This window comes from Streptomyces sp. NPDC024017 (genome assembly GCF_040638895.1).
Lineage (GTDB): Bacteria > Actinomycetota > Actinomycetes > Streptomycetales > Streptomycetaceae > Streptomyces.
Genome location: NZ_JBEZYZ010000005.1, coordinates 486,543 through 511,675, shown reverse-complemented (window position 1 = coordinate 511,675; position 25,133 = coordinate 486,543). Strand labels below are relative to the sequence as shown.

At 69.6% G+C, this 25,133-nt stretch carries 22 protein-coding genes, 1 tRNA gene and 1 pseudogene; 1 reads left to right on the top strand and 23 read right to left on the bottom strand.

Features of this window, described 5'->3' with window-relative positions; translation table 11 throughout:
- Positions 1 to 24 precede the first annotated feature (24 nt).
- The 19 genes from AB0G20_RS16590 to AB0G20_RS16500 form a co-directional block, all read right to left on the bottom strand.
- Complete coding sequence (locus tag AB0G20_RS16590; protein ID WP_010040161.1) at positions 25 to 261, bottom strand: ATP synthase subunit C; 237 nt, start codon at positions 259 to 261, stop codon at positions 25 to 27.
- A gap of 78 nt (positions 262 to 339) precedes the next feature.
- Positions 340 to 1,107: a F0F1 ATP synthase subunit A gene (gene atpB / locus AB0G20_RS16585; protein WP_184854058.1), complete on the bottom strand. Its 768-nt coding sequence runs from the start codon at positions 1,105 to 1,107 to the stop codon at positions 340 to 342.
- A 273-nt stretch (positions 1,108 to 1,380) separates the two neighbouring features.
- A complete protein-coding gene (locus AB0G20_RS16580; RefSeq protein WP_361302177.1) occupies positions 1,381 to 1,818 on the bottom strand; it encodes a hypothetical protein in 438 nt (145 codons plus the stop codon).
- A gap of 297 nt (positions 1,819 to 2,115) precedes the next feature.
- Complete coding sequence (locus AB0G20_RS16575; protein WP_361302174.1) at positions 2,116 to 3,459, bottom strand: MraY family glycosyltransferase; 1,344 nt, start codon at positions 3,457 to 3,459, stop codon at positions 2,116 to 2,118.
- Between the two features lie 129 nt (positions 3,460 to 3,588).
- A complete protein-coding gene (gene glyA, locus AB0G20_RS16570) occupies positions 3,589 to 4,827 on the bottom strand; it encodes a serine hydroxymethyltransferase (RefSeq protein WP_361302171.1) in 1,239 nt (412 codons plus the stop codon).
- A 68-nt stretch (positions 4,828 to 4,895) separates the two neighbouring features.
- Entirely contained in the window at positions 4,896 to 5,576 is a 681-nt protein-coding gene (locus tag AB0G20_RS16565; RefSeq protein WP_361302168.1) for a protein-tyrosine-phosphatase, read from the bottom strand.
- Positions 5,573 to 6,220 (bottom strand): L-threonylcarbamoyladenylate synthase, encoded by a 648-nt coding sequence (locus tag AB0G20_RS16560; protein ID WP_030854964.1) that lies wholly within the window; start codon positions 6,218 to 6,220, stop codon positions 5,573 to 5,575. The genes AB0G20_RS16565 and AB0G20_RS16560 overlap by 4 nt, the downstream gene beginning before the upstream one ends.
- A gap of 70 nt (positions 6,221 to 6,290) precedes the next feature.
- Positions 6,291 to 7,136, bottom strand: coding sequence for a peptide chain release factor N(5)-glutamine methyltransferase (gene prmC, locus AB0G20_RS16555; protein ID WP_361302164.1), 846 nt, complete (start codon positions 7,134 to 7,136; stop codon positions 6,291 to 6,293).
- A gap of 39 nt (positions 7,137 to 7,175) precedes the next feature.
- Positions 7,176 to 8,252 (bottom strand): peptide chain release factor 1, encoded by a 1,077-nt coding sequence (gene prfA / locus AB0G20_RS16550; RefSeq protein ID WP_361302161.1) that lies wholly within the window; start codon positions 8,250 to 8,252, stop codon positions 7,176 to 7,178.
- A 106-nt stretch (positions 8,253 to 8,358) separates the two neighbouring features.
- Positions 8,359 to 8,580: a 50S ribosomal protein L31 gene (gene rpmE / locus AB0G20_RS16545; protein WP_003992975.1), complete on the bottom strand. Its 222-nt coding sequence runs from the start codon at positions 8,578 to 8,580 to the stop codon at positions 8,359 to 8,361.
- A gap of 139 nt (positions 8,581 to 8,719) precedes the next feature.
- Complete coding sequence (locus AB0G20_RS16540; protein WP_361302157.1) at positions 8,720 to 9,856, bottom strand: LCP family protein; 1,137 nt, start codon at positions 9,854 to 9,856, stop codon at positions 8,720 to 8,722.
- A gap of 208 nt (positions 9,857 to 10,064) precedes the next feature.
- Entirely contained in the window at positions 10,065 to 11,852 is a 1,788-nt protein-coding gene (locus AB0G20_RS16535; RefSeq protein ID WP_361302442.1) for a trypsin-like serine protease, read from the bottom strand.
- Between the two features lie 139 nt (positions 11,853 to 11,991).
- Entirely contained in the window at positions 11,992 to 14,037 is a 2,046-nt protein-coding gene (gene rho, locus AB0G20_RS16530; protein WP_361302154.1) for a transcription termination factor Rho, read from the bottom strand.
- Between the two features lie 402 nt (positions 14,038 to 14,439).
- Complete coding sequence (gene thrB, locus AB0G20_RS16525; RefSeq protein ID WP_361302151.1) at positions 14,440 to 15,369, bottom strand: homoserine kinase; 930 nt, start codon at positions 15,367 to 15,369, stop codon at positions 14,440 to 14,442.
- Between the two features lie 341 nt (positions 15,370 to 15,710).
- Positions 15,711 to 16,769, bottom strand: coding sequence for a threonine synthase (thrC, locus tag AB0G20_RS16520; protein ID WP_361302148.1), 1,059 nt, complete (start codon positions 16,767 to 16,769; stop codon positions 15,711 to 15,713).
- Positions 16,770 to 16,775: 6 nt separating this feature from the next.
- A complete protein-coding gene (locus AB0G20_RS16515; protein WP_361302439.1) occupies positions 16,776 to 18,065 on the bottom strand; it encodes a homoserine dehydrogenase in 1,290 nt (429 codons plus the stop codon).
- A 167-nt stretch (positions 18,066 to 18,232) separates the two neighbouring features.
- On the bottom strand, positions 18,233 to 19,624 hold the full coding sequence (lysA, locus tag AB0G20_RS16510) for a diaminopimelate decarboxylase (protein WP_361302145.1): 1,392 nt from the start codon (positions 19,622 to 19,624) through the stop codon (positions 18,233 to 18,235).
- A 16-nt stretch (positions 19,625 to 19,640) separates the two neighbouring features.
- Positions 19,641 to 20,687 (bottom strand): ArgS-related anticodon-binding protein NrtL, encoded by a 1,047-nt coding sequence (gene nrtL, locus AB0G20_RS16505; RefSeq protein ID WP_361302142.1) that lies wholly within the window; start codon positions 20,685 to 20,687, stop codon positions 19,641 to 19,643.
- Between the two features lie 106 nt (positions 20,688 to 20,793).
- Positions 20,794 to 21,303: a response regulator gene (locus AB0G20_RS16500; protein WP_361302139.1), complete on the bottom strand. Its 510-nt coding sequence runs from the start codon at positions 21,301 to 21,303 to the stop codon at positions 20,794 to 20,796.
- A gap of 115 nt (positions 21,304 to 21,418) precedes the next feature.
- Here AB0G20_RS16500 and AB0G20_RS16495 point away from each other — a divergent pair.
- Positions 21,419 to 21,490: transfer RNA gene (locus AB0G20_RS16495), tRNA-Arg, on the top strand.
- A gap of 202 nt (positions 21,491 to 21,692) precedes the next feature.
- Here AB0G20_RS16495 and AB0G20_RS16490 read toward each other — a convergent pair.
- From AB0G20_RS16490 to AB0G20_RS16475, 4 genes and pseudogenes are all read right to left on the bottom strand, one after another.
- Positions 21,693 to 21,989 carry a GYD domain-containing protein gene (locus tag AB0G20_RS16490; protein WP_150483021.1) on the bottom strand — a complete coding sequence of 99 codons (297 nt, stop codon included), beginning with the start codon at positions 21,987 to 21,989 and terminating at the stop codon, positions 21,693 to 21,695.
- A gap of 243 nt (positions 21,990 to 22,232) precedes the next feature.
- Positions 22,233 to 23,606 (bottom strand): annotated as a pseudogene (locus tag AB0G20_RS16485) (site-specific integrase).
- On the bottom strand, positions 23,603 to 23,797 hold the full coding sequence (locus tag AB0G20_RS16480) for a helix-turn-helix domain-containing protein (protein ID WP_030246378.1): 195 nt from the start codon (positions 23,795 to 23,797) through the stop codon (positions 23,603 to 23,605). Before AB0G20_RS16480 ends, AB0G20_RS16485 begins: the two are co-directional and overlap by 4 nt.
- Positions 23,773 to 25,092, bottom strand: a complete 1,320-nt coding sequence (locus AB0G20_RS16475; RefSeq protein ID WP_361302135.1) for a replication initiator — start codon at positions 25,090 to 25,092, stop codon at positions 23,773 to 23,775. Before AB0G20_RS16475 ends, AB0G20_RS16480 begins: the two co-directional genes overlap by 25 nt.
- Positions 25,093 to 25,133: the final 41 nt, after the last annotated feature.

Sequence of the window (25,133 nt, the reverse complement as noted above, 5' to 3'; positions counted from 1 at the left end):
CGAAACGTGTCGGTGAGCAGGTAATTACTGACCGAACACGAACGGCATAACGATGCCGATGAGGGCGAGCGCCTCACAGAAGGCGAAGCCCAGGATCTGGTTGGCACGGATCAGGCCGGCGGCCTCGGGCTGACGGGCCAGGGCCTGGGTGCCGTTGCCGAAGATGATGCCGACGCCGATGCCGGGGCCGATGGCGGAGAGGCCGTAGCCGATGGAGCCGAGCGAACCGGAGACAGCGGCGAGGGTCTCAGTGGCAGCCATGCTGAATCTTCCTTCTCTTTCACGGACCGGCGGGGGTTGGCCACCGGACGTTCTTGGGACTTGCGGGGGCGGAGGGGCTCAGTGGTGCTCGGCCAGAGCGCCCTGGATGTACGTGCAGGCAAGGAGTACGAAGACGTAAGCCTGGACGGCCTGCACGAAAAGTTCGAAGCCGATCATGGCGACGGTCATGACGAAGGAGACACCGGCCGCCGGGATCATCCAGCTGTTGAGCAGGTACCAGGAGGCGACGGTGAACATGACCAGCATCAGGTGGCCGGCGAACATGTTCGCGAACAGTCGCACGGCGTGCGTGAACGGCCGGACGAGCAGGTTCGAGAAGAACTCGATGACCATCACGAGCGGCAGCACCGGGCCGAGCGACTTGTCGTAGCCGGTGATGTTCTTGAAGAACCCGACGAAGCCGTGCCGCTTGAAGGTCAGCGAGACCCAGGTCACGTAGACGATCACGGCGAGGACCGCCGGGAACGCGATGATCGACGAGACCGGGAACTGCGCGAGCGGGATCACGGACCAGATGTTCATGATCCAGATGAAGAAGAAGAGCGAGACCATCAAGGGGACGTACTTCTCGCCCTCCTTCTTGCCGAGGGTCTCGTAGACGATGCCGCGGCGGACGAAGTCGTAACCGGCTTCACCGACCATCTGCAGCTTGCCCGGTACCACCTTGGCCTTGCCGAAGGCCGCATAGAAGAAGCCGATGACGAGGATGGTGGTGATGAGGGCAAGCAGCATCACCTTGTTGAACTCGAACCCTCCAACCGTGGCAATCGGCTTGAAGAGGAACGAGTGCAGGCCCGGTGCCGGAAAACCACACCCGTCGGACATGATCCGACAGCTCCAGTCAAAGGCGAGCTGGGTCTGGTCAGCACTCACCGCGGGCTCCTTCGGCGTGACGCATGGGTACGGCAACCTCGTTGTGTCGGCGCGGCACGCAGCCGCGGATCGGCACTGGACTGGTGTTACGGATGTGAGGGCGGCTGGGGGGCATCGAGCCTCGCGTTCGAGCAGGCGTCAGCTCAGATGCCCGCGCCCGCGATGCCGCAGTTGGCACCGGACGATAGCAGGAGTTCTCAGTGCTCTTTATCGCGCCCCTACCCGTCACGACGACGACCCGGTCTTCTCGGGCTTCTCACTCTTCTCGGAGTCCGGGTCGATGTAGAAGATCTTGGCCTTCATATGCGCACGAGCCTGCGCAGCCATCCACACGACGGTCGCGACGACGAGCCCTGCGGCGAACGTCTTCGCGTTGAAGAGAGAGGTGTCCTTGAAGAGGGCGACGAAGATCAGGAGCAGCAGGAGCTGAGCCATATAAAGCATCAGCCCCATTGCCTGGAACAACTGCGGGAGCGTTTTTGCCGTCCACTGGAGAACGAACAGACCGATCCCCATGAAGAGGATGGCCACCACCGCACCGACAGCCGCTCCGACAGCCCCCTTGCCTCCGGCCACCACGCCGCTGACGGCGACCGCGACCGCACCGGCAGCCGCTGTGGGCACAGCGCACTGCAAGAGGTTCCGGGCGTCATTGGACGGCATGGCGGCAACTCCGCTTTCGCAGGGGGCAGGGGTGTCGTCATGGACGAGCGTAGTCCCGGGCTGAGTGGAGACCTCACGCCAATGGACCGTCGCACTGCGGTCCTTCGGCTCTATCCGGGGGTTCTCGTGAACCGTATCACAAACTATTTGATGCAGTCTTTACCTGGAGGTGTGCGGACTGTCACACATGAGAGTGAACGTGCGCGCCTGAGCGAGAACACCGCCGACATGTCTGGTATTGGGGCGCTTCGTACCCCCATCACAACCCCACGACTTGGCAATGCTCTAGTCAGATTCTTACCTTGTCCCCGCCTTGCGCCGGTCCAGACGCGAACGGGGGCCGATGGCGGTCGCCCCGTTGACGCCGGCGACCCCGGACACCACCGGGGTGCGGTTCTCCGGCCCGACCGGGGTGTGCTGGTCCGCCGCTGACGCCGGTGTCGAGGCCTCGGGCGACAGGGCCGCGACCGAGCCGCGGCGCCGGTAACGCGGGGGCACGAAGTGCTCCATCCAGCGCGGGGCGCGCGGCGTGAAGCGCGGCAGCAGGAGCAGGATCAGACCGATCGCGCTCAGGAACACCACACCCAGCACGATCCACATGGACGCCGAGTTGACCGAGTAGGCGAGCGCGCCGAAGGCGATCAGCGCCGACCAGAAGTACATGATCAGCACCGCGCGGCTGTGCGAGTGGCCGATCTCCAGCAGCCGGTGGTGCAGGTGGCCGCGGTCGGCGGCGAACGGGGACTGGCCGCGCCAGGTACGCCGCACGATCGCCAGGATCAGGTCGGCGGCCGGCACCGCGATGATCGTCAGCGGCAGCAGCAGCGGGATGTAGACGGGGACCGTCTGGTGCACGGCCTCCTTCTCGGACCCCACGTACAGGTTGAGGGCGTCCGGGTCGACCTGCCCCGTGACGGAGATCGCACCGGCGGCCAGCACCAGGCCGATCAGCATCGAGCCCGAGTCGCCCATGAAGATCCGGGCCGGGTGCATGTTGTGCGGCAGGAAGCCCAGGCACATGCCCATCAGGATCGCCGAGAAGAGCGTGGCCGGGGCGGCGGCCTCGATGCCGTACGAGTACCAGATGCGGTAGGCGTACAGGAAGAACGCCGTGGCCGCGATGCAGACCATGCCGGCCGCGAGGCCGTCGAGGCCGTCGACGAAGTTGACCGCGTTGATGGTGATGACGACCAGCGCGACCGTGAGCAGGGTGCCCTGCCACTGGGTGAGCGCGACCGAGCCGATACCGGGGATCGGCAGCCACAGGATCGTCAGACCCTGCACGACCATCACGCCCGCGGCGATCATCTGGCCGCCCAGCTTGATCAGGGCGTCGATCTCGAACTTGTCGTCCAGCACCCCGATCAGCCAGATCACCGCCGCCCCGGACAGCAGTGCCCGGGGTTCGTTCGACGTCTCGAAGACCTGGCTGAGGTTGGTCAGGTGGTCGGCGACCAGCAGGCCCGCACACAGGCCGAAGAACATCGCGATACCGCCGAGGCGCGGAGTGGGCTCCCGGTGCACGTCACGTGCCCGGATCTCCGGCATCGCTCCTGCCACGATCGCGAACTTACGTACCGGCGCTGTCAGCAGATACGTCACCGCGGCCGTGATGCAGAGCGTCAGGAGGTATTCACGCACGGGCTTCCCCACAGGTCTCGCTGGCCATCTCAGCCCCACACCCTAGCGATGCGCGCATATGGGTGGGGACTTCCGGGTAGCGACGATGGTTGCACGAGTGGCTGTGCACCCTGGTGCGCTTACCCCGACTCAAGCGGGATACGGCGGAAATCCACCGGCCAGCTCCCGCACTTCTTCACGGGCTCTTGAGGCTTCCGTCACGCCGAGGAGCACTCCGGCGAGCAGCTTGGCGATCCGGGCCATCTCCACCTCGCCCATTCCCTGCGTGGTGATCGCGGCCGTGCCGAGCCTCAGTCCCCGGGCGTCGCCGTGCGGCAGCGCGCAGCAGTCCATGACCAGGCCCGCAGCGGCGAGACGGCCCCGGGCGGTGCGTCCGTCGACGCCGAGCGGCGCCGGGTCGGCGGTGATCAGGTGGGTGTCCGTGCCGCCGGTGGTGACGACCAGGCCCTCCGCGGCCAGCCGGGCCGCCAGAACCCGCGCATTCGCCACCACCTGATGGGCGTACGCGGCGAACGCCGGTGTTGCCGCCTCCCCGAACGCGACCGCCTTGGCGGCGATGGTGTGCATCTGCGCGCCGCCCTGTGTGAAAGGAAACACGGCCCGGTCGACCCGCTCGGCCAGCTCCGAGCGGCACAGGATCATGCCGCCGCGCGGGCCCCGCAGCACCTTGTGGGTGGTCCCGCAGACGATGTCCGCGTACGGCACCGGATTCGGGGCCGCTCCCCCGGCGACGAGCCCGAGGGGGTGCGCGGCGTCCGCGATGAGGTACGCGCCCACCTCGTCGGCGACCTCGCGGAAGAACGCGTAGTCGATGTGCCGGGGGTAGGCGATCGAGCCGCACACGATCGCCTTGGGCCGGCGCGTGCGGGCCAGGGTGCGCACCTGCTCGTGATCGATGAGCCCGGACTCGGCCTCCACGCCGTATCCGACGAAGTCGAACCAGCGGCCGGAGAAGTTGGCGGGCGAGCCGTGCGTGAGGTGGCCGCCGTAGGGCAGGCCGAGGGCGAGGACGGTGTCGCCGGGGCGGAGCAGGGCGGCGTAGGCGGCGAGCACCGCCGAAGAGCCCGAGTGCGCCTGGACGTTGGCGTGGTCGGCCCCGAAGAGCGCCCGGGCACGCTCGACGGCGAGACGCTCGGCGACGTCGACGATCTCGCAGCCGCCGTGGTGCCGCGCCCCCGGATAGCCCTCGGCGTACTTGTTGGCGAGGGGGGACCCGAGCGCGGCCAGCACCGCCGGGGACGTGAAGTTCTCGGCGGCGATCAGCTGGAGCGTCGTCGACTGCCGCTCCCGCTCGCCGAGCAGGATGTCGGCGAGCTCGGGGTCCTGGCGGCGCAGGACGTCGGCCTCGATGGCAGGGGTGACCGTCATGGTGGGCTCCGGGCGTCGACGGTGACGTACGACCAATGTAGGCCCGGGGCCTGAAGAGCGCTCGGCCGTTACGTCTTTGCGGGGACGCCCGTCAGGGCCGTGACGACCGGATCCAGTGCCTGGTGTATCTCGTCCCCGATGGAGCGGAAGAACGTCAGGGGTGCGCCGTACGGGTCGTAGACCTCGTCCGCCTCGGCGGTCGGCGCCAGGAGCCACCCGCGTAGAGCCGCCGCGGCGCGGACCAGCGCACGCGCGCGGACGACCACACCCTCCTCCAGGGGCGGCAGGGTCGCCGGGTCGATGGCCTTGACCAGACGGGTGAACTCCTTGAGGGTGAAGGTCCGCAGGCCCGCCGAGTGCCCCATGGAGATGACCTGCGCCCGGTGGTCCCTGGTGGCGGTCAGCACCAGGTCGGCGCGGATCACGTGCTCGTCGAGGAGCTCGCGCCCGGTGAAGCCGGAGGCGTCCGCGCCGAAGTCGGCCAGGACGGTCTCCGCGTGGGACTCCATGGACGCGCCCTCATGACCCCAGGTGCCCGCGCTCTCCACGACGAGCCCGCCGCCGAGGATGCCGAGGCGCTCCTTGACGAAATGGCGGGTCAGCCGCTCGGTGATGGGCGAGCGGCACACGTTGCCGGTGCTGACGTGGAGGATGCGGAAGCTGTCGCGCGGAAGTCCCACGAAGGTCGTCGTGATCTCCGCCGCGCTTTCCCCGTTGCCTATGCCACGCCCCGATCCAGGGGCCGTCAATTCGCCACCTCGAGGTCGGGTACGACCTTTCGCAGCTCGTCCGCCGAGATGGCACCCGCGCGCAGCAGCAGCGGCACCTCACGGGTCACGTCCACGATCGACGACGGCACGATGCCGGGGGTCGGGCCACCGTCGAGGTAGACGGAGACGGAGTCGCCGAGCATCTCCTGCGCGGCGTCGCAGTCCTCCGGCGCCGGGTGGCCGGTCAGGTTGGCGGAGGAGACGGCCATGGGACCGACCTCGGTCAGCAGCTCGATGGCGACCGGGTGCAGCGGCATGCGCACGGCGACCGTGCCACGGGTGTCCCCGAGGTCCCACTGGAGGGACGGCTGGTGCCTGGCCACGAGCGTCAGCGCGCCCGGCCAGAAGGCGTCGACCAGTTCCCAGGCCAGCTCGGAGAAGTCCGTGACGAGGCCGTGCAGCGTGTTCGGTGAGCCGATGAGGACGGGGGTGGGCATGTTGCGGCCCCGGCCCTTCGCGTCCAGCAGGTCGGCGACCGCCTCCGAGGAGAACGCGTCCGCGCCGATGCCGTACACCGTGTCCGTCGGCAGCACCACGAGCTCGCCACGGCGGACGGCGGACGCTGCCTCGCGCAGACCGGTCACACGGTCGGTCGCGTCGTTGGTGTCGTATCGCCGTGCCATCTTTAGCTGGCCTCCTCGTACACGTGCTGCTGGGATGAAGTCCGCGAGGAACGCGGGGTGCCCGGTGTGCTCACGGCAGCGCCTTGCGGGCCGTGGCGAAGCGCGGGCGGTTGTTCAGGTCCGGGTGGTCGGCCGCGTCGGTCCAGCCGCGGTCCTCGGCGAAGATCCACGGCACCTGGCCGCCCTGGGTGTCCGCGTGCTCGACGACGACCACGCCGCCCGGGCGCAGCAGCCGGTGCGCGGTGCGCTCGAGACCGCGGATGAGGTCGAGGCCGTCCTCGCCGGAGAAGAGGGACATGTCGGGGTCGTAGTCCCGGGCCTCGGGGGCGACGTACTCCCACTCGGTGAGCGGGATGTACGGCGGGTTGGTGATGACCAGGTCGACCTGACCGTCCAGGTCCGGGAAGGCCGTGAGGGCGTTGCCCTGCCGCAGGTCGACCCTGGACCCCTCGACGTTCTTGCGGGTCCACCGCAGGGCGTCCTCGGACAGCTCCACGGCGTGCACGCGCGAGCGCGGCACCTCCTGGGCGAGGGCGAGCGCGATGGCGCCGGAGCCGGTGCACAGGTCGACGATGCACGGCTCGACGACGTCCATGGCCCGTACGGCGTCTATGGCCCAGCCGACCACGGACTCCGTCTCGGGCCGCGGCACGAACACCCCGGGGCCGACCTGGAGTTCCAGGTAGCGGAAGTAGGCGCGCCCGGTGATGTGCTGGAGCGGTTCGCGGGCCTCGCGGCGGGCGATGACCTCCCAGTAGCGGGCATCGAAATCGGAGTCCTTGACGGAGTGCAGCTCGCCGCGCTTGACGCCGTGCACGAACGCGGCGAGCTCCTCCGCGTCGGTACGCGGCGAGGGCACGCCGGCGTCGGCGAGCCGCTGGGTGGCCTGGGCCACCTCCGCGAGCAGCAGGTTCACGCAAGTCCTCCGTATTGCTCGTACGTGCTCGTGCGTGCCTTACGCAGCCGCCAGCTTCGCCGCGGAGTCCGCGTCGACGCAGGCCTGGATCACCGCGTCGAGGTCGCCGTCCAGGACCTGGTCCAGGTTGTACGCCTTGAAGCCGACGCGGTGGTCCGAGATGCGGTTCTCCGGGAAGTTGTACGTGCGGATCTTCTCGGAGCGGTCGACGGTGCGGACCTGGCTGCGGCGGGCGTCGGCAGCCTCCCGCTCCGCCTCCTCCTGCGCCGCCGCGAGCAGCCTGGAGCGCAGGATACGCAGTGCCTGCTCCTTGTTCTGCAGCTGGCTCTTCTCGTTCTGGCAGGAGGCGACGACTCCGGTGGGGATGTGCGTGATGCGCACGGCGGAGTCGGTGGTGTTGACGGACTGCCCGCCGGGCCCGGAGGACCGGTAGACGTCGATGCGCAGGTCGTTCGGGTTGATCTCGACGTCGACCTCCTCGGCCTCGGGCGTGACGAGCACACCGGCCGCGGAGGTGTGGATACGGCCCTGGGACTCCGTCGCGGGCACGCGCTGCACGCGGTGCACGCCGCCCTCGTACTTCATCCGCGCCCAGACGCCCTGGCCGGGCTCGGTGGCGCCCTGGCCGCCCTTGGTCTTCACGGCGACCTGGACGTCCTTGTAGCCGCCCAGCTCGGACTCGGTGGCGTCGATGATCTCGGTCTTCCAGCCGACGCGCTCGGCGTAGCGCAGGTACATGCGCAGCAGGTCGCCGGCGAACAGCGCCGACTCGTCGCCGCCCGCGCCCGCCTTGATCTCGAGGATGACGTCCTTGTCGTCGCTGGGGTCGCGCGGGACGAGGAGAAGCCGCAGCTTCTCCGTCAGCTCCTCGCGGGCCTTCTCCAGCTCCTTGACCTCGGCGGCGAACTCCGGGTCGTCGGCGCCCAGTTCGCGCGCGGTCTCGATGTCGTCGCCGGTCTGCTTCCAGGAGCGGTACGTGGCGACGATCGGGGTGAGCTCGGCGTAACGCTTGTTCAGCTTGCGCGCGTTGGCCTGGTCGGAGTGGACCGACGGGTCGGCGACCTTCTTCTCAAGGTCGGCGTGCTCGGCGACGAGTTCCTCGACGGCCTCGAACATCTTGGGCTCCTGTGAACGGACGGGGGTGAAGGGCGGGCGACCAAAAACGCCGGTCCCGGCGCGCCCTCGGTGGGGGCGCGGCCGTGGACCGGCGAATTGAGGCTCGCTACTTCTTGGAGCCGGCGGCCTTGCCGAAGCGGGCCTCGAAGCGGGCCACACGGCCACCGGTGTCGAGGATCTTCTGCTTGCCCGTGTAGAACGGGTGGCACTCGGAGCAGACGTCGGCACGGATGGTGCCGGACTCGATCGTGCTGCGGGTGGTGAACGACGCGCCACAGGTGCAGCTGACCTGCGTCTCGACGTACTCGGGGTGGATGTCGCGCTTCAAGGTGTCTCCTAGGTTCGGGAGGGCGCCGGGTCGCCGCCGCGGGGTGCGGGAGCGTGAACCGGAGCCGACGTACCAGTCTGCCAGGACTGGGGCCATCCCCCAAAACCGGGGGTTGCCGCGATCTATTCCATGCCGCCCCTCAGGAGCCGCTGACGACGCCCTTGGCCTCACCCGTGGCCGTTCCCTTGGTGGCGCTCGCCGGGATCGGCCTGTCGTTCGCCAGGGCCTTCCAGATCTGGTCGGCCTTCTTCTCCTGGAGGAGGACGCGGTTGGGATCGGCCGGGTCGTAGGCCACCGGCATCGTGACCATGTGCATGTTGGACGGCTCGATGCCCTTGAGGCCGTTCGCGAAGGACGCGAGCTTGTTGACCGAGCCGAGGTCGGAGTCGGCCGTCACCGTCTTGGTCGCGGTTTCCGCGAGGTCGAGCAGCTTCTTCGGGTTCGAGAAGACGCCGACGTCCTTGATCTGGTTGACCAGGGCCTTGATGAAGGCCTGCTGGAGCTGGATGCGGCCCAGGTCGGAGCCGTCGCCGACGCCGTGTCTGGTGCGGACCAGGCCGAGGGCCTGCCTGCCGTCGAGCGTGTGGGTGCCCGCCTTCAGCTTCAGGTGGCTCTCGGGGTCGTCGATGCTCTTGGTCGTGGTGATCTCGACGCCGCCGAGGTCGTCGATGAGCGTCTGGAAGCCGGCGAAGTCGACCTCCAGGTAGTGGTCCATGCGCAGGTCGGTGATCGACTCGACCGTCTTCACGGCGCAGGCGGCCCCGCCGGTGGAGTACGCGGAGTTGAACATCACGCTGTGGGCGGCGGGGTGCTCGGTGCCCTTGGTGTCCGTGCACGAGGGGCGGTCGATGAGGGTGTCGCGCGGGATGGAGACCACGCTGGCCTTCTTGTGGCCCTTGTAGACGTGCACGATCATCGCCGTGTCGGATCGGGCGCTGCCGTCGTCGGTGCCGCCGCCGAGCTTCTTGTTGCCTCCGGCGCGGGTGTCGGAGCCGAGGACGAGGATGTTCTCGGAGCCGTTGTCGGCCTTCTTGGGCCGGTCGGTGCCGAGGGCCTGGTCGATGTCGACGCTCTTGAGGTTGCCGTTGAGCTTGAAGTACATGTATCCGGCCCCGGTGCCGCCCAGCACGACGATGCCCGCGGCGGTCCAGGCCATGATCATCAAGCCCTTGTGGCGCTTCTGGGGCTTGCGGCGCCGACCCTTGCCGCGGTGACGTGCTCCGTCGATGCCGGTGTCGCCCGGTATACCCGGGTCCGGCGTGCTCTCGGCAGACATGTACTCCTCAGCTCTTCTTCAGTCGGTTACCCCCTGCGGTCAGTGCCAGGCGTGGCCGGAGAAGACCCTTCCTCGCACCTGTCGTCGCCCCGCCTGGTCAGACGGAGAAACTCGGGAAAGGGTTGCACAACGGACTGTGCCCACCGCGTGCGGCGGTGGGCACAGTCCGTGTTCGTCACAGCGGGGTGAAACCCGCTCACCTGCGGCTTCAGCCGAAGATGTCGTACTGCTTGAAATCGGTGCCCACGGACTTCCTTGTGGCAAAGATCTCGCTGGTCCCCTTGCCGGTGCCCGGGTACAGGTAGAGCGTGCCGCCCGGGGTGCGGGCCAGGAAGTCGGCCTTGCCGTCGCCGGTGACGTCGCCGGGCGCGTCGAAGGCGTTGTAGCCGCTCCACGTGCGCACCTTGACCCGGGCCGAGAAGGCGCCCGAGCCGGCCTTGCCGGTGCCCTTGTACAGGTAGATGTAGCTCCCGGAGGCGCTGCGGGCGATCAGGTCGGTCTTGCCGTCCCCGTTGAAGTCGCCCTTGCCGCGCACGGAGTTGTACTGGTTCCAGCCGGAGCCGACCTTCACGCGGGACGCGAAGGTGCCGTTGCCGTTGCCCGGGTAGATCCACATGACGCCCGCGGAGTCGACCGAGAGCAGGTCGGGCAGGTAGTCGCCGGTGACGTCACCGGGGGTGATGATGCGGGTGCGGGTCTTCCAGTTGTCGGCGATCTGCTTGGTGGACCAGGTGCCGCTGGCGGTGACGAAGTGCGTCCAGAAGAGGTCGCCGTCGCTGCTGCGCCGGTAGACGAGGTCCTGGAAGCCGTCGCGGTCGAGGTCGGTCTGCAGGACGACGTTCACGCCGCTCCAGTCGCCCCAGGACTCGCGAGCGGCGAACGCCGTGCCCGTGGAGTTCTTGGAGTAGCCGGTCTTGGTGGAGGCGTTGCGCACCCACAGGTCGGCCTTGTGGTCGAGGCTGATGTTGGTGTCGTCGAGGCGCGGGTAGGCGGCGCCGACGTAGGAGCTGACCTTGGCGAAGACGCTGTAGGCGCCCTTGGCGACGCAGTCGGTCACGCCCCAGGACACGACACCGACGATCCGGTTGTTCACGACCAGGGGGCCGCCGGAGTCGCCGTTGCACGCGGAGACGGTGCCGGCGTCGCTGCCGGTGGCGGGGTTGCCCGCGCAGACCATGTGGCCCTTGACGAAGTCACTGCCGTACGCGCCGGAGCAGGTCGTGTCGGACTGTATGGGCAGCGTGGCGGTCTTCAGCGTCTCGGAGATGTCGTCGCTGATGGAGCTGGTGCGGCCCCATCCGTAGACCTTGGCACTGGTGCCGGCCGCGTACGACGTGGTGTCACCGGACGTCGTCATGCGGATGGGCGTGGCCTTGACCGGTCCGCCGAGAGTCAGCACCGCGATGTCGTTGTCGATGGTCGTCGCGCTGTACGACGGGTGGTTCCACTGCCGCCGGACGGCCGTGGCGGTACCGCCGTGCAGGTCGGTGCCGTCGGCGGAGGGCAGCTGGGAGGTGCCGGTGACGACGGCGCCGTTGGCGCTCCAGTTGTAGCCCTTGACGCAGTGCGCGGCGGTGAGGATCTTCGTCGGCGAGACGACGGCGCCGCCGCAGAAGAAGCCGATGTCGTCGCCGGTGCTGGAGGTGCCCCGGTCGTCGAAGTAGAGGAGCTGCGCCATCCACGGGGCCGTGCTGATGGTGGTCTCGTTGCCGCCGATGACCTTCGCGTCGATGCTGCCGGCGACGGTGCCCGCGGTGAGCGCGGCCTTGCTCGTCTTGCCGGCGACGTCGTCACCGGCCATGGCGCCCGCGACGCGCTTCTCCAGCTCGGCGAGCGACGGCGAGCTGGTGACGGGCTTGACCGTCGGCTGCGGCAGCGGGGTGGCCGCACCGGCGGACGTCGTCAGCAGCGCGCCGGCCACGGCGGCGGCGACACCGGCCGCGGCGATGGGCAGTGCGATGCGTATGCGGCGTCTGTGCCGACCGCCCCCGGGCATGGGTGTACCCACGAATGTCCCCCCTCGGGATCACAAGTTCGAAGAGAGCGTGATCCTACCCGCACACCAACCGCACAAGAGGGCCGCTCCCCGGTCGGGGAGCGGCCCTCTTGTGCGGTCCTTACCGAGTCGACCTGCCTCAGTCGCCGTTGCCCGGCGTCGGGGTGGTCTTCTGGATCTGCATCAGGAACTCGGCGTTCGACTTCGTCTGCTTCATCTTGTCGAGCAGCAGCTCGACCGCCTGCTGCTGGTCGAGGGCGTGCAGCACCCGGCGCAGCTTCCAGACGATGGCGAGCTCGTCGGGGGCGAGCAGGATCTCTTCCTTACGGGTACCGGACGCGTCGACGTCCACCGCCGGGAAGATGCGCTTGTCGGCGAGCTTCCGGTCGAGCTTGAGCTCGGCGTTGCCCGTGCCCTTGAACTCCTCGAAGATGACCTCGTCCATGCGGGACCCGGTGTCCACCAGGGCGGTGGCGAGGATGGTCAGCGAACCGCCGTCCTCGATGTTGCGGGCCGCACCGAAGAAGCGCTTCGGCGGGTACAGCGCCGTCGAGTCGACACCACCGGACAGGATGCGGCCGGAGGCCGGGGCGGCGAGGTTGTACGCACGGCCCAGGCGGGTGATCGAGTCGAGCAGCACGACCACGTCGTGACCCAGCTCCACCAGGCGCTTGGCGCGCTCGATGGCCAGCTCGGCGACGGTGGTGTGGTCCTCGGCCGGGCGGTCGAAGGTCGAGGAGATGACCTCGCCCTTCACCGACCGCTGCATGTCGGTGACCTCTTCCGGACGCTCGTCGACGAGGACGACCATCAGGTGGCACTCGGGGTTGTTGTGCGTGATCGCGTTGGCGATCGCCTGCATGATCATGGTCTTGCCGGTCTTCGGCGGGGCCACGATCAGACCGCGCTGGCCCTTACCGATGGGCGAGACCAGGTCGATGATGCGGGTGGTGAGCACGCCCGGGTCCGTCTCCAGGCGGAGGCGGTCCTGCGGGTAAAGCGGCGTCAGCTTGTTGAACTCCGGTCGCCCGCGCCCGGATTCGGGCGCCATGCCGTTGACGGAGTCCAGGCGCACCAGCGCGTTGAACTTCTCGCGCCGCTCGCCGTCCTTGGGCTGCCGCACGGCACCGGTGATGTGGTCGCCCTTGCGCAGGCCGTTCTTGCGGACCTGGGCGAGGGAGACGTACACGTCGTTCGGGCCGGGCAGGTAGCCCGACGTGCGGATGAACGCGTAGTTGTCGAGGATGTCCAGGATGCCCGCGACGGGGATCAGGACGTCGTCCTCGTTGATCTGCGGCTCGGAGGCGATGTCGTCGCGGCCGCGACGGCCCCGGCGGTCGCGGTAGCGCCCGCGACGGCCACGACGCCCGCCCTCGAAGTCGTCGTCGTCCTGCTGCTGCTGGCCGCGGTCCTGACGGCCGCCGCCACCCTGACTCTGCTGCTGGCCGCGCTGGCCGCCCTGCTGGTCGTCGCCCTTGCCGCCCCGGCGGTCACGGTCGCGGTCGCGGTCCCGGTCCCTGCCGCGGTCACGGCGGTCGCGACGACGGCCCTCGCCGCCGTCACCGGCGTCGGACTTGGCCTCGTTGTTCTGCGACTGCTGCTGCGACTGGGCCGGCGCCTCGGCCTTGGAGTCGTTCTTCGCCTCGGCGACGATGGTCTCCGTAGCGGAGGACGGAGCTCCGGCCTCGGCGGTGGCCCGGCGCCGACGGCGCTCGGGCGCGTCGTCTCCGCCATCGCGGGAGGGGCCCCCGGCGGGCTGGCCGGGGATCTCGATCTGCTGCTGGGCCACGGCCTTGTCGGCCTTGTCCGCGGGGGCCTGGGAGGCCTCCTTCGCGTCCGCCTTCTTGTCCGCCTTCTCGGCGTTGTCGCCCGTACGGGTCCGCGAGGTGGCGCGGCGCTTGGGCTTGGTCTCGGCGGTGGCGTCGGCCTTCGCGGCCGGAGCGGCGCCGCCGGACGCCTGCGCCTCCTTGATGACCTCGATCAGCTGGCTCTTGCGCATACGCGCGGTGCCCCTGATGCCGAGGCCGGATGCGACCTGCTGCAGCTCGGCCAGCACCATGCCCTCGAGGCCGGTACCGCGGCGCCGCCGGGAGCCGGCACCGGTGGCAGGCGCGGAGGCGTCCGTGGCGGGCGCGGCAGCGGTCTCCTCGACACGTGCGCCCATCAGATCGGTGGTGTCGCTCACGAAGGGTCCTTCCCTGGAGCGGACGTCGGCCTGTCTGGCTCGGCGACCGGTTGTGCTGTCCGGCTTCGGTTCGTGTGGTGTGAACCGTGCCGGGGCGGTGGTCCGCCTAAGCGGCGGAGGAATCTGGTGATGGCGCTTCCTTGAGCCGTGGCACCCAGTGTCAGTGTCACGCGGCGTGGTTGCACCGGTTCCGGAGCGTGCCCTGCGCCCCGCTCAGTGTCCTTGTACGGCGTACGATCCGACGTACAAAACACAGTGCGGCTTGGGGGGCTCCCGGAAGAATGTCTGTCCCGGACGGGGACACGAGGCACCTCGCCATGGTGGGGTCGGGTGCAGACTTGAGGTTAACACTACCGGATCCAACAAACATTCCCCCTCTCGAAATCCGGCAACCGCGCGCTTTTAGATGTCACCGGAGGCCGCGAGCGGCAAAACACTCGCGCCCTGCTGATCGAGAGGCAGCCGGTTCGCGGCCCAGTCCGCGCCCGCCAGGGCCTCGACCTTGTCGGCGGACGCCGCGTCGGCCAGTGCCATGACCGTCGGTCCGGCCCCGGAGATGACCGCGGGGATGCCGTCGCCCCGCAGCCGCTCCACCAGTGCCGCGCTCTCGGGCATGGCCGGCGCGCGGTACTCCTGGTGCAGACGGTCCTCGGTGGCCGGCAGCAGCAGCTCGGGGCGGCGCGTCATGGCTTCGACGAGCAGGGCGGCCCGGCCGGCGTTGGTGGCCGCGTCGACGTGCGGCACGGTGCGCGGGAGCAGGCCGCGCGCCGTCTCGGTGAGTACGGGCTTTCCGGGGACGAAAACCACCGGAACGATGGAATCGGCGGGGTCCATCCTGATCGCGCGGGCGGCGCCGCCCTCCATCCAGGACAGTGTGAAGCCGCCGAGCAGGCACGCCGCGACGTTGTCGGGGTGGCCCTCGATCTCGGTGGCGAGTTCCAGCAGCGCGGTGTCGTCGAGCTTGGCGTCTGCCCCTATGGTCACGGCGCGGGCGGCGACGATCCCGGCGCAGATGGCGGCCGAGGAGGAGCCGAGGCCCCGGCCGTGCGGAATGCGGTTGGCGCAGACGATTTCCAGACCGCGCGGCTGTCCGCCCAGCAGGTCGAAGGCGGTGCGCAGGGAACGGACGAGGAGGTGCTGCTCGTCGCGCGGGAGCGTCTCGCTTCCCTCACCCGCGATGTCGATGTGCAGCCCGGAGTCGGCCACCCGGACGACCACGTCGTCGTACAAGCCCAGCGCGAGGCCGAGGGCGTCGAAGCCCGGGCCGAGGTTGGCGCTGGTGGCGGGGACGCGCACCCGGACGGCGGCGGCGCGGAACGCTGGACCGGCCATCGCTCGATGACTCTCCTTGAGCTGCGTGATTGTCGAATGACGTTCAGTGGACATTCGATGGCGTACGAGAACCCTGGGGGCCGCTGCCGACCGCGAGGGCCGGCCGCTGTCCCGGCCGCGGAGACGGCGCGGCGCCGTGCTCCATGCGGAGGCATATGCGGCGGGCGGGTTCAGTACAGCCTATCGAAGGAAGGTTCTGTGGCGACATAGGGCGCACAGGAGGCGCACGATGCGTGTCGTAAGCCCCCTGTGCACCCCCCGTAGGGAATGTCCCCGGGCAAGCGCCGTCTTACGCCGGACCGTGTCCGGCGTTGCACCGGCGCTCGGTGCGTTGCCGCACGTCAGGCCAGGCCGAGGCGCTCCGCGGCGGCCGCCGCGTCGACGGGTACGGTGACCGGCTGCGGGGCACCGGCGACGGCCCAGTCGGGGTCCTTCAGCCCATTGCCGGTGACGGTGCACACGATCCGCTGCCCCGGGTCGACCTTGCCCTGCTCGGCGGCCTTCAGCAGACCGGCGACGGACGCGGCGGACGCCGGCTCGACGAAGACACCCTCCTGCGACGCCAACAGCCGGTAGGCGCGCAGGATCTCACGGTCCGTCACCTCGTCGATGAAGCCGCCCGACTCGTCCCGCGCGGCGAGCGCGTACTGCCAGGAGGCCGGGTTGCCGATGCGGATGGCCGTGGCGATGGTCGACGGGTCCTTGACGACCTCGCCGCGCACGATCGGGGCACTGCCGGAGGCCTGGAAGCCCCACATCCGCGGGGTCCGGGTCGCCACACCGTCGGCGGCGTACTCCGTGTAGCCCTTCCAATAGGCCGTGATGTTGCCCGCGTTGCCGACCGGCAGGACGTGGATGTCGGGCGCGTCGCCGAGCATGTCCACGATCTCGAACGCGGCCGTCTTCTGGCCCTCGATCCGTACCGGGTTGACCGAATTGACCAGCGCCACCGGGTAGTTGTCGCTCAGGCCGCGCGCGAGCGTGAGGCAGTCGTCGAAGTTGCCGTCGACCTGGAGGATCTTCGCGCCGTGCACGAGGGCCTGGCCCATCTTGCCGAGCGCGATCTTGCCCTGCGGCACGAGCACGGCGCAGACCATCCCGGCGCGCACCGCGTACGCGGCGGCGGAGGCCGACGTGTTGCCGGTGGAGGCGCAGATGACGGCCTGCGCGCCCTCCTCCTTGGCCCGCGTGATGGCCATGGTCATGCCGCGGTCCTTGAAGGACCCGGTCGGGTTCGCGCCCTCCACCTTGAGGTGGACCTCGCAGCCCGTGCGCTCGGAGAGCACCTGCGCGGGCACGAGCGGCGTACCGCCCTCACGGAGCGTCACGACCGGCGTGCTGTCGGAGACGGGCAGCCGGTCCCGGTACTCCTCGATGATTCCGCGCCACTGGTGGGTCATTGCTGGTTACTCTCCTTCAACCCGCATGATGCTGGCGACACCACGCACGGTGTCGAGCTTGCGCAACGCCTCGACCGTCCCGGTGAGGGCGGCGTCGGACGCGCGGTGCGTGACGACGACGAGGGAGGCCTCGCCGTCCTTCCCCGACTGGCGAACCGTATCGATCGAGACTCCGTGCTCGGCGAAGACGGTCGCGACCTGGGCGAGAACACCCGGTTTGTCGGCCACGTCGAGGCTGATGTGGTAGCGCGTGACGACGTCGCCCATCGGGGACACCGGCAGCGCTGCGTAGGCGGACTCGCCCGGTCCGGTCGAGCCGCTGAGCCGGTTGCGGCAGACGGCGACGAGGTCGCCGAGCACGGCGGAGGCCGTCGGGGAACCGCCCGCGCCGGGGCCGTAGAACATGAGCTGCCCGGCGGCGTCGGACTCGACGAACACGGCGTTGTAGGCGCCGCGGACGGAGGCCAGCGGGTGGCTCAGCGGGATCATGGCCGGGTGCACGCGCGCGGTGACGGACGCCCCGTCGGCCGCTCGCTCGCAGATGGCGAGCAGCTTGATGGTGCAGCCCATCTCCCTCGCGGAGGCGAAGTCGGCCGCGGTCACCTCGGTCATGCCCTCGCGGTAGACGTCGTCGAGGCGCACGCGCGTGTGGAAGGAGATGCCGGCGAGGATCGCGGCCTTGGCGGCGGCGTCGAAGCCCTCGACGTCGGCGGTCGGGTCGGCCTCCGCGTAGCCCAGGGCGGTGGCCTCGTCGAGGGCCTCCTGGTAGCCGGCACCGGTGGAGTCCATCTTGTCGAGGATGAAGTTCGTCGTGCCGTTGACGATGCCCATCACACGGTTGATCTTGTCGCCGGCGAGGGACTCGCGCAGCGGCCGGATCAGCGGGATGGCACCTGCGACGGCGGCCTCGTAGTAGAGGTCCTTGTCGTGCTGCTCGGCGACGGCGTGCAGGGCTGCCCCGTCCTGCGCGAGCAGCGCCTTGTTGGCGGAGACGACGGAGGCGCCGTGCTCGAAGGCGGTGGTGATGAGGCCGCGCGCGGGCTCGATGCCGCCGATGACCTCGACCACCACGTCGATGTCGCCGCGTTTGACGAGGGCCATGGCGTCGGTGGTGACGAGCTCGGGGGCGATGCCCTCGCGCACCCTGTCCGGGCGCCGTACGGCCACACCCGCGAGTTCCACCGGGGCCCCGATCCGGGCCGTGAGGTCGTCGGCGTGCGTCGTCATGATGCGCGCCACCTCTGAGCCGACCACTCCACAGCCCAGCAGCGCCACCTTCAGCGGACGCGTACGCATCATCCGACCTCGTTTCCTCATTACCGTCTACGGTGGAACCAGTCTCACTCACCGGACGGGAGTTTCTGCCCCCAGTCCGGATCGTGAGACGTCTATTTCATTTTCGCGGGGGCGGAAGACAGGAGATCTTCCGCCGCCTGCCACTTTCCGCCTTTTCTCGCTTCTTTTCAGCCGACGTCGAGACGCAGCAGGTCCTCCTCCGTCTCGCGGCGGACGATCACCCGCGCCTCACCGCCGTCGACGGCGACGACCGGCGGGCGGAGCACGTGGTTGTAGTTGCTGGCCATGGACCGGCAGTACGCGCCGGTGGCCGGTACGGCGATGAGGTCACCCGGTGCCAGGTCGGACGGCAGGAACGCGTCCTTGACCACGATGTCCCCGCTCTCGCAGTGCTTGCCGACGACGCGGGCGAGCATCGGCTGGGCGTCGGAGGTGCGGGAGACCAGCGCGACGCTGTACTCGGCGTCGTACAGCGCGGTGCGGATGTTGTCCGACATGCCGCCGTCGACGGAGACGTAGGTCCGCAGCCCGTCGAGGGGCTTGATGGTGCCGACCTCGTAGAGCGTGAAGGCCGTCGGGCCGACGATGGCGCGCCCCGGCTCGACGGAGATGCGCGGCGTGCGCAGCTTGGCGGCCTCGCACTCCCTGGTGACGATCTCGGTGAGCGCCTTGGCGATCTCATGCGGCTCACGGGGGTCGTCGTCGCTGGTGTACGCGATGCCGAGGCCGCCGCCGAGGTCGATCTCGGGCAGCTCGACGCCGTGCTCGTCGCGGATGTCCTTGAGCAGCCCGACCACCCGGTGGGCGGCGACCTCGAACCCGGACATGTCGAAGATCTGCGACCCGATGTGGCTGTGGATGCCGACCAGCTCGAGCCCGTCGAGCTTCAGGGCCCGGCGTACGGCCTCGGCGGCCTGCCCGCCGGCCAGCGGGATGCCGAACTTCTGGTCCTCGTGGGCCGTGGCGATGAACTCGTGGGTGTGGGCCTCGACGCCGACGGTGATGCGGATGAGGACCTTCTGCCGCGTGCCGAGGCTCTGCGCGATGTGGGCGACGCGGACGATCTCCTGGAAGGAGTCGAGGACGATGTGCCCGACTCCGGCCTCGACGGCCCGGGTGATCTCGTCGACGGACTTGTTGTTGCCGTGGAAGGCGATGCGGTCGGCGGGCATGCCGGCGGAGAGGGCGGTGGCCAGCTCGCCGCCGGAGCAGACGTCCACGTTCAGCCCCTCCTCGTCGAGCCAGCGCACGACGGCGCGGGAGAGGAACGCCTTGCCGGCGTAGAAGACGTCGGCGTCGGCCCCGAAGGCGGTGCGCCAGGCACGCGCGCGGGCCCGGAAGTCGGCCTCGTCCAGGACGTAGGCGGGGGTGCCGAACTCCTCGGCGAGCCGGGTGACGGGGATGCCGCCCACGGTCACGACTCCGTCGCCGTCGCGCGTCACGGTCTGGGCCCACACCTTGGGGTCCAGCGCGTTGAGGTCGGCGGGCGGGGCGGAGTAGTGGCCCTCGGGGAGGACATCGGCGTGACGGGGCCCGGCGGGGTGTGCGGAACGGCTCATGATCTGTTCGTGTCTCTCAGAGATGGTCGGGAGCGTCGATGCCGAGCAGGGACAGGCCGCCGGCCAGCACCGTCCCGGCGGCTTCGGCGAGCGCGAGCCGGGCACGGTGGGCGGCCGAGGGTTTCTCCTCACCGAGGGGCAACACGGCGGGCAGCAGGGGCATTGCGGCATCGGCGACGGCGATGAGGTGCCGGGCCAGACGGTCGGGGGCGTGCTGCGCGGCCGTGGCGGCCAGGACGCGGGGGTGGTCGCCGAGTACGGCGGTCAGCGCTTCCGCTTCGCTCACGGGACCGGGCTCGGGGTGGAAGCCGAGGTCGGCGGCGTTGCGCAGGAGGGCCCGGGTGCGGGCGTGGGCGTACCGGACGCGGAAGAGGGGGTTGGTCTCCCGCTGGACGAGGTGATCTCCGGGGATCCGGGGCCGGTCGTGGGCGGCGGGGTGCAGCAAGGCCCAGCGGGCGGCGTCCCTGCCGAGGGGCAGGGGGTCGGCGGGGGCGGGGACGGGGCGGACGGCGAGGGACCGATCGGCGATGAGACGTGGCCCGCGGGTGGTGACGTCCGCCCCGAGGACGGACTCCCACTCCGGGGCGGGCCGGCCGTCGCACTCGACACGGACGAAGTCCCCCTGGCTGCGCAGCACACGGGTCACGGCGTCCGCGACCACGACGGCGCGCACCTCCGCCGGGCACCGGAGCCGGACGGCGGTCCCGCTGAACCCGGTGGTGGCGTGCCCGTACCGCCGCCCGCGCCGCAGGATCTCCTCGACGAGGCCGGCGGAGGCGGTGCTCTGCAGGCTGAGGTTGAGGAAGCCGGGCCCGGTGACGACGACATCGGTGAACGATCGCTCGTCGAGGAGCCGCGCCCGCAGGATCTCGGCCACGTCGCGCGGCGGCCGCCCTGCCGCGCGGGCCAGTTGGAGGGCGATGTTCGTGGCGTAGTCGCCACACCCCCCGGGCCCCGGCGGAGTGACCACGGCCCGCTCCGGCACGGTCACGCTGAGCTCACCCTCGTCGACAGCACGGCGCACGGCGTGCAGCACGGTGCGGGAGAGCTCGACGGGGGTCACGGGACAAGCGTATGGGAGGAAGGGGGTGGGTATGCGAGCCGGTTTCCGTACGGTCCGGGATGTGGACGCGACCCCCTGTTCAAGGGGTCTCGCACGGGCCACTCGCCTACGGTACGGCGGGTTGATCAACTTCCTTGGCCTGGGCACCGCCGCCGGCGTCGGGGCCACCGCCGCGCTGCCGCCCCCCGCCCCGGGCCCGCTCGACCAACTGCCGCACCATGCGGACCAGTTCGGCGGGATCGAAGGGCTTGGCGAGGAAGGCGTCGACGCCCACTTCGAGTCCGGCCTCGACCTCGTGATGGCCGCAGGCGCTGACGATGGCGAGGGGCATGTCCCGGGTCCGCGGATCGGCCCTCAGGCGAGCGGCGGTCCGCAGCCCGTCCAGCCGGGGCATGACGACATCGAGGGTCACGACATCGGGCCGCACCTGATGAACGACATCAAGACATTCGGCACCATCGGCCGCGGTCACGACCTCCAGCCCCTCCAGCTCGAGGTTGACCCTGATCAACTGCCGGATGACCTTGTTGTCGTCCACAACAAGCACCCGACCCGACGCGCCTGGCACAACTCGAGAGTAGGTCGGACCCGGCCATCGCGTCCGGGTTTTCCCCACTTCCACCCCGCACGAGCGCCCCGCATCCCCGCCCCCGACAGCGGAAACCCGTTCATGACCACCCCGAGGGAGCTGGTAGTGTTCTACCCGTCGCCGCGAGCAACGCGACGAACACGCCCCCGTAGCTCAGGGGATAGAGCAACGGCCTCCGGAGCCGTGTGCGCAGGTTCGAATCCTGCCGGGGGCACCTTGTATGAGGTGTCCAAAGACCCCGCCATCAGCGCTTTCGCTGAGACGGGGTCTTCGCGTATGTGCAGGCGTGTGCGGCCCGGAGCGGGCGTATGTCGGGGGCTGTGGACGAGGCGTGGACGGGATCTTGGGACGTAAGCGCAGGTCATGCCGCCTTGAGCGTGTCACTCGTACCAACAGAACCTCGACGTGGAAGTCCCTCAGCCGGTGGCTTTGGCGATGATGCGGTCCATCTCCTCCCGGCCGAAGGCTCGGAGGGTCGTGCTACGGACGTTGCCCAACGCGCCGACCTGTAGGAGCACTGCGGTGGCAGTCTCGTCGTCGGGCGCCTCCACGACAGCCACGAGGTCGTACGGGCCGACGGTCCAGAAGAGGTTCAGGACCTTCACCCCGAGCTTCTGAGCCGCTGCCGTGAAGGCTTCGGCGCGTTGCGGGGTGTCCTTGTAGCCGCGGACTCCCTGGTCGGTCCAGTTCAGCAGCGCAACAAACGTCGGCATGATCCTTTACCCCTGTAAGTAGACGCAACTAGTCGTGGTCAACTCTGGGCATCATGCGCGTAATGCGCATGAGAGGCGCCTCTGAACGAGTGATGGAAGCCGGCCTTACTTCATGGCCCGGCCCGACATACACCCCAGAGCCACCGGCGCGGAATTCCTGAGGACAGGAACGCCCCTCTCGGCCAAGGCATGCCGATGCCCCCGGAACAAGTCCGGGGGCATCGGAGCTACCGTCGTCTGCGATCACTCGTACTCGCGCAACAGATCCTCAATACGCCGGTTGGCGACGTCTTGCCGTCCGTCGAGGCACTTGGCGTAGCGGGTCAGCAGGACCTCCACGCTGTTGCCGGCGCGCCCGGCCGCCTCGGTGGGGTCGACACCGGCGTTGAGCCACGTCGACAGCGCCGAGTGCCGGAGGTCGTACGGCCGACTCGCGAGCGGCGAGGCCGCGACGGCCGGCGGCAGCGCGAGGAGCCGAGCTTCCTGCTACACGCGGTAGTAGGTCGACGACGGGACGACCGAGCCCTTCTCGCTGAAGAAGAGCCGTCCGTCGTCCGCCGTGCCGAAGGTGGCCAGGTGCTCGCGGAGCACGGCGACGAGGTGGGGCGGGATGGGCACCCGCCTGACGTCCTCGGTCGGCCGGTTCTTCAGCCCGCGGTCGTCATGGGTCTCCCCTGAGTCGGTCCACTGCTTGCCGACGGATGGACGGGTCCGGTGGAGCAGCGCCGAGCCCCAGCCCTGCTCGGGCAGCTTAAGGTCCGTCTCGACGATGCCGACCGCTTCCGCCGGCCGCAGGCCACCGAAGTACATGGCGGCGAACAGACCCACGAGGCGACGCCCACGAGCACGCCGGTACCCGCCCACGTAGGAAACCGCCGCCAGGAGGTTCCGTGCCTGCTCCGGATTGGCGACAACCCGCGGGTCGACCTGGTTGGACACCTTCGGCTTCTGCCAGCGGACAGCCGTGATGGGGTTCTCCCGCAGCTCCCCCAGGTCGACGGCGTAGTTCGCGGCGTTGACGAGTGTCCGCCGCTTACGCCGCACTGTCTCCGCCGCTGCCGCCGTGCCGTCGAGCTTGAGCTTTAGCGAGTCGAGGACCGTGCGAGCCGTGGCCGCCTCAGCGAGATCGGCGAGCGGCCGGGACGCCTTGGACACCCAGTGGAGAACGTTCCGTACGTCGTCCGGGACTTCCCGGTCATCGGGCCCCGGCAGCACGAAGGCCCAGTTGCGCAGTGCTCTGCGGATTTCCTCGTCGGACGGTCGTCCGGCGCGCTCGTCGAGGAGTTCCAGCGTCACGCTGGTGAGGGCTTCGTTGATGCCGTCCCGTGTGTTGGGGGCGGTATGAGGCCATTTCATGGCGAGGTACCTGAGAGCGAAGGCGTACCACGACACGGCCGACTTCTTCTCTTCCATCGAGGCCGGAAGTCCCGACTCCGTGTCGAACTCCTCGCCCTCACGCATCGCGCGCATGAGCTTCGTGCGGTAGTGGTCTGCGAGCGCCTTAGTGCGGAAGGAATCCGAGAACACACCGCCTGCGACGGACCAGCGGACACCGTACGAGGGCGTTTTGGTGTCCCGCTTGCGGACTCCCCAGACCTTCACATCGAGAGACTTCACGCCGCCTCCTCCAGCTGCCGCAGCCATGTGTTGAAGTCACTCCGCCAAACCCGCAGCTCTCCGTTGGGCAGCTTGAATGCGGCCGGCCCGTACCCCAGTTCTCGCCAGCGGTAGAACGTCCGACGGGAGACACCGCCGAGCTCGTCCAGGACTTGGCGAACGGTCATCAGCTCGTCGCGACGGGCGTCCATGTCGGTTCTCCTTCCGTTCCGGGCGCGGGTTCGAGGGATGCGGCAAGCCAGGCTTCGCCGGTGCTGAGGCCGGTTCCGGCGAAGACCCAGTGAGCGAGGACGAGCGTGGTTTCGCCGTCCTGGGGAGCGGCCGTGGCGGCTTTGGCGCGGCGCCATTCGGCGCGGGCGTCGCGGAGGGCGCCGAGGGTGGTGGAGTAGCGGCGGGACTTGGTGGAGAAGTGGCCGCGGAAGCCGAGCATGTGGGCCCAGGCGCGCAGGCGGAGGTGTTCGAGGTCCTTGCGTGCGCCGAGGGTCCAGGCCGTTCGGATCATGCGGCGGGCGTGGCCGTTGAGCCGGGCCTGTGCCAGTTCGGCGAGGAAGCGGATGGGCCGGTCCAGGGTGCCGGTCGCTGTCTCGGCGCCTTTGGTGGCGTACTTGGCGATGTATGCGGCGACGGCCCGTTCGGTCAGTTCCTGGCCGCCGTCGAAGTCGGCCGAGCGGATGGTGCGTACGTCGAGTTGGCGGCCGAAGGTGAAGGTGTGGGCGCGGCCGTCGACATGCGGTCCGTTGACGCGTGTGGCGGTGACGGCGGCATGGATCGCTTCGGTCAGCAGCTCGGCAGACGCCCAAGCCGGAGGGGCCGTGTCGCCGCCCTCCGGGCCGTCGAGGCGGATGACCGCGTGGAAGTGGACGGCGCCTCGCTTCTGATACTCGGCGACCTTGGCGAAGGAGACGCGTGCGTGATGCCGAAACGCGCGTTGGGTGAGTCCGGCGCGCTTGGCGATCTCACGGCGCAGGTAGATGGAGAAGCGCCGCCAGAGGGCTCCGGCGTGGGCGTTCCAGAGCACGGCCGCTTGGTAGTCGTACGTGTCCGGATCGAGGGGCGTACCGAGGGCCGGGTCTGTCTCGTCGTGCCGGGCACCGCAGCGGCAGGGCCGCCCGCTGGAGGGGCGGTTGTGGACCGGGCCGAAGCTCGGCGCGGTGAGGGTGGCGAAGACACGCGGGTGCGTTCCGACCTGTTCGGCGGTGCCCTTGCCGCCACGGAGTCCGGCGGTGATCAGATGGAAGGTGTCTCGGCGGTAGACCTCCGCGCAGGCCGCGCAGCGGGTGGCACGACGGTTGTTGCAGCGGACGAGGAGACTTCCGGCGGGCAGGGAGGACGAGTCGAGGTGCTGGAGGACGCGCCCGATCTCTCCGGTCGTCCGGTCAACCGCGTACTCGGTGCGGTGGCCGTCGAGGCGCACGGGGTTCGTGCAGCCACCCAGGCCGGAGAGTTGGCGGGCCAGCTCGGGCATGGTGCCGAGGGAGGCCAGCATGGAGAGTTCCGCCAGCGGGGGCGGAGTCTGCCGGGTGATGA